Below are 12,667 nucleotides of genomic sequence, written 5' to 3'. Positions count from 1 at the left end.
AGCCATACGCTGCGCGGATGTGTTTTTACAGCAGCCGGATGCACTTCGTGTGCCTGTCCTGCCGGGCCGCGTGGAAGAGGACCCCGGCCTCGCAGGGCCCGGCCCGCTGCCCCCAATGCCGCGCCGAATTGATCAACGCGGGCGCCGACCTCGCGGTCCCCAAGCGGCGTGACCACGCCGGCTGGCGCGCCCTGGAGGCCGTCCTGCGCGCGGGACTGACCTTCCACGGGGGCTGCTGCGGTACGGGGCCGGGCTACCGCCCGCGCACCCCGCGCGAGGTCCGGGACCGACTGGCGCTCGCCGCCCGCACCGGCCTGCCCGTCAAGAAGGCCCTGGCCGTGCCGGATCCGACCTTCACCGACCGCCACGGCGCCGCCCGCACCCCAGGACGCGGCACCCGGAGCCAGGGGCGCGGCACCCGCATCTAGGGGGCAGCACCCGCCCCCGGAGGCACGCCACCCACACCGCATCGCGCACGACAGCCACGCCCCACCACGCGAACCCGCCCTGGTCCCACCGCTCGCCGAAGACCCTGACACGGCGCAATCCGGCCACCGCACGGCCCGATCTGGCGCCCGTCACGCCCCTCAACCGCCCTTCGCGCCCCTAAAATTGGCCATCGGCGATCGAAGGGACGGATGCCAGGTGCGGCGCTACGACTGGTTGCGGGAGATCCGGCGGCTCGACCCGGAGCGCGACTTCCTGCGGATCTACCGCATCATCGCGACCCATGAATTCCCCTGGGACTTCACCAGGGCCCTGGAACTGGCGCTCTACCGCACCTACGCCGTGCCGAGCATCGGCCGACTGCTGGCCGAAACCGCCGAGCTGACGGGCCGTACGCAAAAGCGCTACGACGACACCGCCCTCCTCCTGGACGCGGTCGTCGAGCACGGCTTCGACGGCGAGGACGGCCGGACGGCGATCCGCCGTATCAACCAGATGCACCGCAGCTACGACATCAGCAACGAGGACATGCGCTATGTCCTGTGCACGTTCGTGGTGATGCCCAAGCGGTGGCTCGACGCCTATGGCTGGCGGCGGCTGACCGCACACGAACAGCAAGCCGTCGCCGTCTACTACCGCACCCTCGGCCGCCATATGGGCATCACCGAACTCCCGCAGACCTACGAGGACTTCGAGCGCTGCCTCGACGCCTACGAGGAGGCCCACTTCGGCTGGGACGAGGGCGCCCGGAGGGTGTCGGACGCCACGCTGGACCTGATGGCGGGGTGGTACGGCCCGCTCGCTCCGGTGGTGCGCGGAGCGAGCATGGCCCTCCTGGACGACTCGCTGCTGGCGGCGTTCCGTTACGAGCACCCCAGACCGGTGGTCCGGAAGACGGTACGCACCGCCCTGAAACTGCGCGCCAAGGCCGTGCGACTGCTGCCGCCCCGCCGCACTCCGCACTACGCCCGCCAGAACCCCGAGATCAAGGGCTATCCGAACGGCTTCCGAGTGGCCGACCTCGGTACCTTCCCCACCTCCCGCCGCACCGGCACCTGTCCGGTACCGCATACGGAGGGCCCACCGGCCCCCTGAGAGCCGGGCACCGGGCGGAGCCCTGAAAAGCGGACACCGGCCGGACCCTGCGAGGCGGACCGGGGAGGTGCCCGGCAAAGCGCATACGGGCAGAGCACCGCGAGCCGGACCCCAACGGCCCGTTACCCCCTCCGCACCGCCAACGCCATATACCGGGCGTCGCAGTCCTCGTACCGGACCAGCTCCCATCCGCACTTCGCCAGCAGGGGCCGCAGGTTCGGCTCCGCCCGCAGGTCGTCGGGGGTGACGGGGCGGCCCTTGCGTGCGGCGAGGGCGGCCCGTCCGATGGGGTGGAAGAGGGCCAGCCGGCCACCGGGGCGTACGGTCCTGGCGAGTTCGGTGAGGCCGCCCGCCGAGTCGGGCAGGTGGGAGAGGAGCCCGGCGGCGAACACCGCGTCCAGCGCGGCGTCGGGCAGCGGCAGCCGGGTCACGTCGGCGAGCAGCAGCGCCGCGCAGCGGTCGCGCCCGGCCCGTACGGCGGCCCGCAGCATCTCGGGCGTGAGATCGGCGCCCAGCACCGTCCCGTGCGGCCCCACGGCCTCCCGAAGCGCCGGCAGCGCGCGCCCCGTGCCGCACCCGGCGTCCAGCACCCGGTCGCCCTCCTGGAGGCCCAGTTCGGCGACGCCCGCCGCATAGGCGGGCCCGTCGTCCGGGAACTTCGTGTCCCAGTCGGCGGCGCGTGGCGCGAAGAACGCACGGACCTCGTGCGGGCGGTCGGCGTGGTGGTCGCGGTGGTGGTCGGTCATCGGGCTCCTCCGGGGGCGAAGCGGTCGGCGAGAGGGGCGGTACAGGCGTACAGGGCGCCCGCGACGGCGAGGGCCACCACGACGCCCGGGTTCATGGCCCCCAGCGTGCCCCGTGCGGCGCTGTCGGTGAGCAGGAAGCCCACGGCCTTGGCGATATGGGGGTCGCCGGACGTGATCAGCCCGAGCCCGACGACGGTGGCGACGGTGAGGGAGAACACCGCGGGGCCGCCGAGGGCCCGTACGGGCGTCGGCACGGAGCCGGTGTGCCGACGCCGCCACCGCTCCACCAGGAAGACCGCCGTCCAGGCGGCCATCGCCACCCCGATGACGGACAGGAACGCCTGGAACGTGGCGAAGAAACTGGGGGAGACGAACAGCACGTACCAGCCGCCGAAGGCCATCAGCACACCGTCCACGACGACGGCGAGGTGCCGGCGGACGGGGATGCCCAGGGCCAGCATCGCCATGCCCGAGCTGTAGATGTCCATGATCGCCCCGGAGACGAAGCCCCCGACCGCGGTGAGCAGATACGGCACCAGGAACCAGGTCGGCAGCGCGCCCGCGAGGGCACCCACGGGATCGGCGGCCGCGGCCGCCGCGAGCTCGGGATCACCGGCGTTCAGCAGGACGCCGAAGACCAGCAGCGCCAGCGGCGGCAGCACCCCGCCCAGTGTGGTCCACCCGGTGATCGCCCGGCCGCTGCTCGTCCGCAGCAGGTAACGGCTGTAGTCGGCGCCGCAGTTGACCCATCCCAGGCCCAGCAGCGTCATCGCGAACACCACGCCGCCGACGCAGGTGCCGAGGCCGGCGGCGGGGCCCTTGCCGAGGGCGGTCGGGTCGATGCGGTCGGCCATCAGCGCCATGTACACCACGGTCAGTACGGTGATCGCCGCGGTCAGAAACCTCTGCACCCTCATGATCAGTGCGTGCCCGAAGACCCCGACGACCACGACCGTCACAGCGGTCGCCGCGAAGCAGAGCGCCTGCGCCGTCGTCGTCGGAGTCCGGCCGTCGGCGCGGGCGAACGCGGCGGGCGCGAGGCGCGTCAGGATCGCGGAGCCGCCGAGCGAGGAGAGTGCGACCAGTACGGTCTCCCAGCCGACATTGGAGACGTAACTGAACAGGGCGGGCAGCTTGTTGCCCTGTGTCCCGAAGCAGGCACGCCCGATGGCCATGGTGGGCGCGCCGGTGCGCGTCCCGGCGACCGAGACCAGGCCGACCAGGAGGAAGGACAGCACGTAGCCGAGCGCCCCGGTGACGATCGTCTGCCAGGGATCGAGCCCGAGGCCCATGAGATAGACGCCGTACGCGACGGACAGCAAGGACAGCCCGGAGGCGGCCCACGGCCAGAACAGGGACCTGGGGCTGCCGTGCCGCTCGGAGTCCGGCACCGGATCGATGCCGTGGCGCTCGACGGCCCGCGTCGAAGGAGCCGCCGCCGGTGGGCCGGCCCGCTCCCGTGCCTGCTGCTGCGTCATGCGCCCATGATCCCGCACCCGCCGGGCCGGACGCCGGGTAACCGCACCCCGATCCTGCGCGACGTGGCAGACGTGCATGACGGGGGCAGACATGGCCGACGTCCACGACGGGGCAGGCATGGCCGACGGGCCCGCCCTGCCCCCTCCCCGCGCCCGAGCGAGGGAGCCTCCCCGCGGCCCAACTACCACGAACATGGCGGTAGATGGACTTCTTGATCCGAAGACGTGGCGGCTTTGGCGAATCCGGGGAAATCCCGATCAGCGGGGGGTACGGTCCCGCCATGGATTTCGGACGGCCCTCCGCCGCCGAAGGCTCCCCTCGTCGAGCCGTGGATCCGTATACCCCGTGACGCGCAGGACCTGCATCCTGGAGGAAACGGCAGATGAACGCCGCACAAGGGGCCCCGGCGGACGCAGCCCCGGACCCCGACGCCGAGCTGGCCCTGAAGGTCTTAGTCGCGGGCGGCTTCGGCGTGGGCAAGACGACCCTGGTGGGCTCGGTCAGCGAGATCCACCCGCTGCGCACGGAGGAGCGCCTCAGCGAGGTGGGCGAGACGGTGGACGACACCGGGGGAGTGGACGACAAGGGCACCACCACGGTGGCGATGGACTTCGGCCGCATCACCATCAGGCAGGGCCTGTCCCTCTACCTCTTCGGCACCCCCGGACAGGACCGCTTCTGGTTCCTGTGGGACGACCTGTCGGAAGGCGCGCTGGGTGCCGTGGTGCTGGCCGATACCCGGCGGCTGCAGGACTGCTTTCCGGCCGTCGACTACTTCGAGCGCCGCGCGATCCCGTTCCTGGTCGCCGTCAACTGCTTTGCCGAGGCGCGGTCCTACGGGGCCGACGAGGTGGCCCGCGCGCTGGACCTGGACCGTGCTACCCCGGTCGTGCTCTGTGACGCGAGGGACCGCGACTCCGGCAAGGAAGTGCTGGTCCGGCTCGTCGAGCACGCGGGGCGGCGGCACTCCACCCGGATGCTGGACTCGGTGGGGTGAACCGGCGGGCGGACGTGGCGCGGACGCCGGACGGCGCGCGCCACGCACCCCTCAGCTCGCGACACCCCCGAGGGCGACGACCTTGTCGATCCTGACCCGGACCACCACCTCGCCCGGAACGCCGTTGCGGGCGCCGTACTCCTCGGCACGGTCCTCGCCCATGTAGCGCGCCGCGATCCGGGTCGCCCAGTCACGCACGTCCGGCAGATCGTCGCTGATCTCCGCCGTGCCCTGCACGGAAACGAAAGCGAACGGCGGCCGTTCGTCGTCGACGCACAGGGCCACCCTGCCGTCGCGGGCGAGATTGCGGCCCTTGACCGTGTCCGCGCCGGTGTTGAACACCAGCTCATCACCGTCCATGAGGAACCACACCGGGGCGAGGTGCGGGCTGCCGTCGGCCCGTACGGTCGCCAGCTTGCCGGTGCGCGTGCCCTCGGAAAGGAACCTCTGCCACTCATCCTTCGTCATCTTGTGTGCCATGCCGACATCCTCATCCATGCGGTACGCACGCGCACCGCATGGCACGCCGGGCTGTGGGGCCGCTTGCCGAGACGGCGGAGGTGGGACAGGCTGGCACGGCAGTTCGCGGACCGCGGGCTGACGTCCGGCCCACAGTGCGGACGGGGACACGGGGAGGAAGCAGCAATGGCATTGAGCAGCGGACTCGACTGGCTGCTGGACGATCTGACCAAGCGGGTGCAGAAGGTGCGGCACGCGTTGGTGCTCTCCAACGACGGGCTGGTCACCGGGGCGAGCGAGGGACTGCAGCGGGAGGACGCCGAGCATCTCGCGGCGGTCGCCTCGGGACTGCACAGCCTCGCGAAGGGATCGGGGCTCCACTTCGGAATCGGCCGGGTGCGCCAGACCATGGTCGAGTTCGACGACGGGGTGTTGTTCGTGACGGCGGCGGGCGACGGCAGCTGTCTGTGCGTGCTGGCGCGTGCCGACGCCGACATGGGCCAGGTCGCCTACGAAATGACGCTGTTGGTCAACCGCGTCGGGGAGCATCTGGGCGTCGCGGTCCGCCAGCCGGAAAGTTATCCACAGGTCTGAGGCGGCGTTTGACTCGCTGTCACCGCCTGCGGCTATGGTCGTCACTGTCAGTGAGGAACCGAGTTGCGGGGGAAGCGACATGACAGTGGTGTGCGACGGACAGCAGACGCTCACGACGGGGCGGGCGGCCCGTGAACTGGAGCTCAGGACCGGCGAGTTCGAACTCGCCACCCAGCTCGGAGAAGTGCGGACGGTCGTGGCCGGGGCCGACGACCGGCCGGGAGGCGCCGGATCGCTCGGCCGACGCCGGGTACCGGCGGAGGAGATCGCCCGGCTGCAGGCCGAGCCGGGCTTCCCGGACAGCCTCCGCGAACGGATCCGGGCGGTCAGCACGACCGAGGCCGCGGCGCTCATGGGCATCGGGCCCGGCCGGGCGGTGCGTCTGACCCGGGCCGGCTGCTTCGGCCCCGTCCGGTTCTATGTGAACCGCTTCGGCGCGGTGGTCTGGCTCTACCTCGCGGCCGAGGTCGCCGACTTCGCCGACCGGGAACCCGACCTGATGCGGGGCAACACCCCCGCGGCGATGCGGGTGATGCTCGACAGCGGACAGGACTGGCGGGCGCGCCAGTGGCGCAGCAGGCGGGTCGCCCAGCTCATGGGCCAGACCGACGATCCCTGGGAAGCGGCAGCGGTGATCGCCGCCGTGCTGCCGCCGGAGGAACTCGCCTCGGTGGCCGAGGACCCGCTGGAGCGGTCCCTGCTGCGCCGCCTCCGGCCCACCCTGGCCTCCGTGATCACGGTGACCCCGGCCGCCAGGGAGTCCTTCGAACGCGTGCTGACGGCCGAGGACTTCGACGAAGTGCTCTGGTACCGCGTCCATCTCTCCCGGTGCCTGGAAAGGGCCCGCAGGGAGGACCCGGGGCGGCTGCGGACACCGGCCGCCGTGCCCTCCACCGCCCGCCCGGGTCAGTCGCCGAGCTTTCTGAACAGCCCCTCCTGGACGACCGAGACCAGCAGTCTGCCCTCCCGGTCGTAGATCCGCCCGCGGGCCAGGCCCCGGCCTCCGGTGGCGATCGGCGACTCCTGGTCGTAGAGGAACCACTCGTCCGCTCGGAACGGCCGGTGGAACCACATCGCATGGTCGAGCGAGGCCATGTCGAACCCGCGCGGCCCCCAGAGCGGCTCGACCGGGATGCGGACGGCGTCCAGCAGCGTCATATCGCTGGCGTAGGTCAGCGCGCAGGTGTGCACGAGCGGATCGTCGCCCAGCGGCCCGACCGCACGCATCCACACCGCACTGCGGGGCTCCGCGCCCGCGATCTCGTCCGGCGTCCAGCGCAACCGGTCGGCATAGCGGATCTCGAACGGCATCCTGCGCGCCATCCGCTCCAGCGACTCGGGCAGATCGTGCAGGGCCTCGCGGACCTCTTCCGCAACCGTCGGCAGCTCCTCCGGATCGGGCACCACCCGACGCAGCGGCAACTGATGATCGAAGCCGGGTTCCGGCTTGTGAAAGGAGGCGGTCAGATTGAAGATCGTGCGTCCCTGCTGGACGGCGACGACCCGGCGAGTGGTGAAGGACCGCCCGTCGCGGACCCGCTCGACCTGGTACACGATCGGCACCCCGGGCCGGCCCGGCCGCAGAAAGTACGCATGGAGCGAGTGGACCGGGCGGTCACCTTCCGTGGTCCGCCCGGCAGCCACCAACGCCTGGCCCGCGACCTGCCCGCCGAAGACCCGCTGCAGCGATTCCTGCGGGCTGCGACCTCGGAAGATGTTCACCTCGATCTGCTCCAGATCCAGCAGATCGACCAGCTTTTCGGCGGGATTGGTCATGACCGGTGGCCCTCCGTCAGATCCTTCGGCGGCCTCGGTCGAAGCCGTCGCCTCACAACTGACCCACATCCGTGACCCGCACCACCGCGCGCCCCTCCTCGTCGGAGGCGGCCAGGTCCACCTCCGCGGAGATGCCCCAGTCGTGATCACTGTTCGGGTCGGCGAAAGTCTGCCGCACCTTCCACAGTCCGTGCTCGGCATCCTCCTGAATCTGCAGCAGCTTCGGGCCGCGCGCGTCCGGACCGGTGCCCAGCTCGTCGTATTCGTCCCAGTAGGCGTCCATCGCCTCGCCCCAGGCATCCGCGTCCCAGCCGGAATCGGCATCCATCTCGCCGAGCTCCTCGACCTTGTCCAGCGCCGCCAGCTCCACCCGCCGGAACATCGCATTGCGCACCAGCACCCGGAACGCCCGCGCATTGGACGTGACCGGCCGGACCTGATCGGCCCGCTCCGCGGCCTGCTCCGCCGTCTCCACCTCGGGATTGGCGAGCTGTTCCCACTCGTCCAGCAGACTGGAGTCGACCTGCCGCACCATCTCGCCCAGCCAGGCGATGATGTCCTCGAAGTCCTCGGACTTCAGATCATCCGGCACGGTGTGGTCCAGCGCCTTGTACGCACTCGCCAGGTAGCGCAGGACGATCCCCTCCGTACGCGCCAGCTCGTAGAAGGACGTGAACTCCGTGAAGGTCATGGCGCGTTCGTACATATCGCGGATGACCGACTTCGGCGACAGCGGGTGGTCGCCGACCCACGGGTGGCTCTTGCGGTACAGGCCGTAGGCGTGGAAGAGCAGCTCCTCCAGCGGCTTGGGGTACTCGACGTCCATGAGCCGTTCCATGCGGTCCTCGTACTCGACGCCGTCGGCCTTCATCTGGGCGACCGCCTCGCCCCGGGCCTTGTTCTGCTGCGCCGCAAGGATCTGCCGGGGATCGTCCAGCGTGGACTCCACGACCGAGACCATGTCCAGAGCGTAGGACGGCGACTCCGGGTCGAGCAGGTCGAACGCGGCAAGGGCGAACGTCGACAGCGGCTGGTTCAGCGCGAAGTCCTGCTGAAGATCCACGGTCAGCCGGACGATCCGGCCCTCCGCATCCGGCGCCGACAGCCGCTCCACGATCCCGCCGTCCAGCAGCGAGCGGTAGATCGCGATGGCCCGCCGGATGTGCCTGAGCTGATTCCTGCGCGGCTCATGGTTGTCCTCGAGCAGCTTGCGCATCGCGTCGAACGCGTTGCCCGGCCGCGCGATCACGGACAGCAGCATCGCGTGGGTCACCCGGAAGCGGGAGTTCAGAGCCTCCGGATCGGAAGCGATCAGCTTCTCGAAGGTGTTCTCACCCCAGTTGACGAAGCCCTCCGGCGCCTTCTTGCGCACCACCTTCCGGCGCTTCTTGGGATCGTCGCCCGCCTTGGCCAGCGCCTTCTCGTTCTCCACCACATGCTCGGGCGCCTGCGCGACCACAAAGCCCGCAGTGTCGAACCCGGCCCGGCCGGCGCGGCCCGCGATCTGATGGAACTCCCGCGCCCGAAGCGTCCGCACCCGCGTCCCGTCGTACTTCGTCAGCGCGGTGAACAGCACCGTGCGGATGGGGACGTTGACACCCACACCGAGGGTGTCCGTACCGCAGATGACCTTCAGCAGACCCGCCTGCGCCAGCTTCTCGACGAGCCTGCGGTACTTCGGCAGCATGCCGGCGTGGTGCACACCGATGCCATGGCGGACATACCGCGACAGGTTGCGGCCGAACTTGGTGGTGAACCGGAAGTTCCCGATGAGCTCGGCGATCTGGTCCTTCTCGGCACGTGTACACATATTGATGCTCATCAGCGCCTGCGCCCGCTCCACGGCGGCGGCCTGCGTGAAGTGCACGATGTACACGGGAGACTGGCGGGTCTCCAGCAGCTCGGTGAGCGTCTCCGTCATCGCCGTCGTGCGGTACTCGTACGACAGCGGCACCGGCCGCGTCGCCGAGCGCACCACCGACGTCGGCTTCCCCGTGCGCCGGGTCAGATCCTCCTCGAAGCGCGACATGTCGCCGAGCGTCGCCGACATCAGGATGAACTGCGCCTGCGGAAGTTCCAGCAGCGGAATCTGCCAGGCCCAGCCACGGTCCGGCTCGGCATAGAAATGGAACTCGTCCATCACGACCTGGCCGATGTCGGCGTCCTTGCCGTCCCGCAGCGCTATCGAGGCGAGGACCTCGGCGGTGCAGCAGATGACCGGCGCATCGGCGTTGACCGATGCGTCACCGGTGAGCATGCCGACGTTCTCCGTGCCGAACAGCTTGCACAGATCGAAGAACTTCTCCGAGACCAGCGCCTTGATGGGAGCGGTGTAGAAGGTGACCTGATCATTGGCGAGCGCGGTGAAGTGCGCACCGGCCGCCACCAGGCTCTTACCCGAGCCGGTCGGGGTGGACAGGATGACGTTCGCCCCGGAGACCACCTCGATCAGCGCCTCCTCCTGGGCAGGGTAGAGCGCAATGCCCTGCTGCTCGGCCCAGCCCGAAAAGGCTTCGAAGAGGGCATCGGGGTCGGCGTCGTTCGGGAGATGATCGATGAGGGTCACGCCCCCATACTGCCTGTCTTCGGCCCGGATCAGGGAACCGGCGACCCAGACGGCGATCGACTCAAGATCGACAACGCCCCAAGCGACCCGCCCGGAAGGCCCCCGGCCCCCACCGCCCGCGCCCCAACCACGGCTCACTACGCCCTCCCGGCACCCCTGACCTGCGGATACAGGCCCCTCCCCGGCGCAGGCTGGCGGAGAGCCCGCCCATCACCCTCACCCTCCGTGTGACGCCGAGGGCGCGTTGTTGCCGTCGACAGTCACCCTCCGCGCCACCGCACAGCTGGTACGTGGCAGAGATCACCCAGCGTCCACAAGGTGTGCGACCGGCGAGGAGGTCCGGGCGAGCAGCGCGGGCGAGGGGGGCAGCTAGGGCGAGGGGCAAGGCAGGCGAGGGGGCGAGTCGGGTGAGGGCGCAGGCCGGGCGATGGTGAATCGGGTGAGGGGTTGAGCCGGGTGACGGGCGAGCCGGGTGGGGGAGCCGGACGACGGGCGAGCTGGGTGAGAGGACGAGTAGGCGAGGGGGCGACTCAGGCGCGGGAGCATGCCGTGCGAGGGGGTAAGCCGGGCGAAGGGGCGAGCCAGGTGAGGGGGTGAGGGCTGCTGGCCTGCTGGCCAGTCAGGGGAGACAGGAAGGCGGGGAAGGCGGCGGAGGCGGCGGAGGCGGAGGCGGCGGAGGTGGGGGCGGGCGAGGGGAGGGGAGGGGAGGGGAGGGGAGGGGAGCCAGGTTTCCGGCCGGATCGGGAAGCCGGATAGAGGAACAAGATCGTGAAGCCGGGTCGGGGAGCGCGGACGGGAGATCCGCCGAAGAGTCGGGATCGGGAGCAAGGCGCTCGCTCGCGGGCCTGGCGTAGAGACGGGAACGGTTCGAGAATTCCGGTCGAGGGGCGGGAGCGGACACGGGGCTCACGGAACCAGACGCGAGGCCGGCTGCTCTGCAGGGGCGAGGTGGACAGGTCGGCAAGCCGAGGCGGACGCTCGGCCCCTTCAGATGGCGATCGACGGACTCGGGACGAGGGGTCTCAGCTAGCCGACCCTCCAGCGGACGGCTCCCGTAGTTGGACGGCTTCCGTAGGTGGTGGGCCCAGACGGCTCCCATGGGGCGTGGGCTCTGCGTCTCCCGTAGGTGGTGGGTGGGGCAGGGGGCCGCTGGCCGTAACCAACGGGGTTGTTCGGAGGCGTAGTTGGTGCATCGGGGAGGTCGGTCTTCGATGGTGTCGGCTGTGGCGAAGGCCAGGAAGGGGGATGTGGTGAGTAGTTGTCCCCGTTGGCCGGTGGCCGTCTGGGGGCCGGGCCTGCTGAGGTCGGAAGGGTGCTCCCGTACAGGTGGTTGGCTCACCCCGTCCTCGTATGGAGATCATCTGACGCTACGCTGAGTCGCCGACCGGGCGTCAGTGGCGCGGCTCAGCAGTGCGAGAGGCACACCGTCCGCGCGGGTCAACGAGCGCAAGAGAACAAGGGGTGGGAACAACCATGATGGGACCGGCGCACTCGCTGTCCGGGGCCGCGGCCTGGCTGGGGGTGGGCGCGGCGGCCGCTGCCGCCGGACATCCGATGCCCTGGCCGGTGCTCGTCTGCGGAGCTCTGATCTGTGCCGGTGCGGCACTCGCCCCGGACCTCGACCACAAGTCCGCGACCATCTCACGGGCCTTCGGTCCGCTTTCGCGGTGGCTCTGTGAACTGGTCGACGCGATCTCGCACGCGGTCTACAAGGCGACCAAGATGCGTGGCGACTCGAACCGCAACGGAGGCCACCGCACGCTCACCCACACCTGGGTGTGGGCCGTGCTGGTCGGTGCCGGGATGTCGCTGCTGGCGATGCAGGGCGGCCGCTGGGCGGTGCTCGGCATCCTCTTCGTCCATATGGTGCTCGCCATCGAAGGGTTGCTGTGGCGGGCGGCGCGGGTCTCCAGCGATGTGCTGGTGTGGCTGCTGGGCGCTGCCTCGGCCTGGATCCTGGCCGGCATTCTCGACCAGCCGGGCAACGGCGCGAGCTGGCTGTTCACCGAACCGGGACAGCAGTACCTCTGGCTGGGGCTGCCGGTCGTTCTCGGAGCGCTCGTCCACGACATCGGCGATGCCCTGACCGTGTCGGGCTGCCCTGTCCTGTGGCCCATCCCGATAGGCCGCAAGCGCTGGTACCCGGTCGGCCCGCCCAAGGGCATGCGCTTCAAGGCCGGCAGCTGGGTGGAGTTGAAGGTGCTGATGCCGGTGTTCATGGTGCTGGGTGGCCTTGGCGGTCTGGGCGCGCTCGGTTACATCTGACGCGCGAGGACCGGTCGCCGGGAGCTGGTGGCGGCGGTTGATGCCGGGGGCTGACGCTGGGAGCTCTGTGTCTGGCGTCGGGCGCCCCGGCCAGTCCCGTGACGTCACGCTTCCCCCCGGGCAGTGGCCTGACCTGCCCGGCGGGGGCCGCCCCGCGACGACGGTACGGCGTCCCGCCCCCGGCCGGTTGGCGCTCCTGCGCCCGCCACGTCTGGGGGCCGCTGCCTTTGAACAGGCCTCAGG

General features: G+C 70.7%; 11 protein-coding genes. 6 read left to right on the top strand and 5 right to left on the bottom strand.

Features of this window, described 5'->3' with window-relative positions:
* Nucleotides 1-17: 17 nt before the first annotated feature.
* Nucleotides 18-428 carry a hypothetical protein gene (locus Scani_RS13565; protein WP_246295767.1) on the top strand — a complete coding sequence of 137 codons (411 nt, stop codon included), beginning with the start codon at nucleotides 18-20 and terminating at the stop codon, nucleotides 426-428.
* A 217-nt stretch (nucleotides 429-645) separates the two neighbouring features.
* Nucleotides 646-1,542, top strand: coding sequence for an oxygenase MpaB family protein (locus tag Scani_RS13560; RefSeq protein WP_159474375.1), 897 nt, complete (start codon nucleotides 646-648; stop codon nucleotides 1,540-1,542).
* Nucleotides 1,543-1,664: 122 nt separating this feature from the next.
* On the opposite strand, the gene Scani_RS13555 is transcribed toward Scani_RS13560, so the two are convergent.
* Together Scani_RS13555 and Scani_RS13550 are read right to left on the bottom strand one after the other, a co-directional pair.
* Nucleotides 1,665-2,288 carry a class I SAM-dependent methyltransferase gene (locus Scani_RS13555; RefSeq protein ID WP_159474373.1) on the bottom strand — a complete coding sequence of 208 codons (624 nt, stop codon included), beginning with the start codon at nucleotides 2,286-2,288 and terminating at the stop codon, nucleotides 1,665-1,667.
* Nucleotides 2,285-3,766 carry a purine-cytosine permease family protein gene (locus Scani_RS13550; RefSeq protein ID WP_159474371.1) on the bottom strand — a complete coding sequence of 494 codons (1,482 nt, stop codon included), beginning with the start codon at nucleotides 3,764-3,766 and terminating at the stop codon, nucleotides 2,285-2,287. The genes Scani_RS13555 and Scani_RS13550 overlap by 4 nt, the downstream gene beginning before the upstream one ends.
* 383 nt (nucleotides 3,767-4,149) lie before the next feature.
* On the opposite strand from Scani_RS13550, the gene Scani_RS13545 reads away from it, so the two are divergent.
* The gene (locus tag Scani_RS13545; RefSeq protein ID WP_159474368.1) at nucleotides 4,150-4,764 is read left to right on the top strand and encodes a GTP-binding protein; all 615 of its coding nucleotides are present in this window, start codon (nucleotides 4,150-4,152) and stop codon (nucleotides 4,762-4,764) included.
* Nucleotides 4,765-4,815: 51 nt separating this feature from the next.
* Here Scani_RS13545 and Scani_RS13540 read toward each other — a convergent pair whose 3' ends face one another.
* On the bottom strand, nucleotides 4,816-5,244 hold the full coding sequence (locus Scani_RS13540; RefSeq protein WP_159474365.1) for a PPOX class F420-dependent oxidoreductase: 429 nt from the start codon (nucleotides 5,242-5,244) through the stop codon (nucleotides 4,816-4,818).
* Between the two features lie 165 nt (nucleotides 5,245-5,409).
* On the opposite strand from Scani_RS13540, the gene Scani_RS13535 reads away from it, so the two are divergent.
* Both Scani_RS13535 and Scani_RS13530 read left to right on the top strand, forming a co-directional pair.
* Nucleotides 5,410-5,817, top strand: coding sequence for a roadblock/LC7 domain-containing protein (locus Scani_RS13535; protein WP_159474362.1), 408 nt, complete (start codon nucleotides 5,410-5,412; stop codon nucleotides 5,815-5,817).
* 79 nt (nucleotides 5,818-5,896) lie between these two features.
* A complete protein-coding gene (locus tag Scani_RS13530) occupies nucleotides 5,897-6,793 on the top strand; it encodes a DUF6397 family protein (RefSeq protein ID WP_159474359.1) in 897 nt (298 codons plus the stop codon).
* Here the strand turns inward: Scani_RS13530 and Scani_RS13525 are convergent.
* Together Scani_RS13525 and Scani_RS13520 are read right to left on the bottom strand one after the other, a co-directional pair.
* On the bottom strand, nucleotides 6,724-7,593 hold the full coding sequence (locus tag Scani_RS13525) for an acyl-CoA thioesterase (protein WP_159474356.1): 870 nt from the start codon (nucleotides 7,591-7,593) through the stop codon (nucleotides 6,724-6,726). The two genes, Scani_RS13530 and Scani_RS13525, sit on opposite strands and share 70 nt — an antisense overlap.
* 52 nt (nucleotides 7,594-7,645) lie before the next feature.
* Nucleotides 7,646-10,159, bottom strand: coding sequence for a DEAD/DEAH box helicase (locus tag Scani_RS13520; RefSeq protein ID WP_159474353.1), 2,514 nt, complete (start codon nucleotides 10,157-10,159; stop codon nucleotides 7,646-7,648).
* A 1,473-nt stretch (nucleotides 10,160-11,632) separates the two neighbouring features.
* On the opposite strand from Scani_RS13520, the gene Scani_RS13515 reads away from it, so the two are divergent.
* Nucleotides 11,633-12,424 carry a metal-dependent hydrolase gene (locus Scani_RS13515; protein ID WP_159474349.1) on the top strand — a complete coding sequence of 264 codons (792 nt, stop codon included), beginning with the start codon at nucleotides 11,633-11,635 and terminating at the stop codon, nucleotides 12,422-12,424.
* Nucleotides 12,425-12,667 lie beyond the last annotated feature (243 nt).

The sequence above is a fragment of the Streptomyces caniferus genome, assembly GCF_009811555.1.
Lineage (GTDB): Bacteria > Actinomycetota > Actinomycetes > Streptomycetales > Streptomycetaceae > Streptomyces > Streptomyces caniferus.
The sequence above is the reverse complement of the archived record's forward strand: the minus strand, read 5'-3'. Positions and strand labels throughout refer to the sequence as shown.

Coding starts and splice junctions, on each gene's coding strand:
- Scani_RS13545 (WP_159474368.1), top strand. CDS start 4,150: ATGAACGCCGCACAAGGGGCCCCGGCGGACGCAGCCCCGGACCCCGAC.
- Scani_RS13555 (WP_159474373.1), bottom strand. CDS start 2,288: ATGACCGACCACCACCGCGACCACCACGCCGACCGCCCGCACGAGGTC.
- Scani_RS13525 (WP_159474356.1), bottom strand. CDS start 7,593: ATGACCAATCCCGCCGAAAAGCTGGTCGATCTGCTGGATCTGGAGCAG.
- Scani_RS13515 (WP_159474349.1), top strand. CDS start 11,633: ATGATGGGACCGGCGCACTCGCTGTCCGGGGCCGCGGCCTGGCTGGGG.
- Scani_RS13540 (WP_159474365.1), bottom strand. CDS start 5,244: ATGGCACACAAGATGACGAAGGATGAGTGGCAGAGGTTCCTTTCCGAG.
- Scani_RS13535 (WP_159474362.1), top strand. CDS start 5,410: ATGGCATTGAGCAGCGGACTCGACTGGCTGCTGGACGATCTGACCAAG.
- Scani_RS13550 (WP_159474371.1), bottom strand. CDS start 3,766: ATGACGCAGCAGCAGGCACGGGAGCGGGCCGGCCCACCGGCGGCGGCT.
- Scani_RS13565 (WP_246295767.1), top strand. CDS start 18: ATGTGTTTTTACAGCAGCCGGATGCACTTCGTGTGCCTGTCCTGCCGG.
- Scani_RS13530 (WP_159474359.1), top strand. CDS start 5,897: ATGACAGTGGTGTGCGACGGACAGCAGACGCTCACGACGGGGCGGGCG.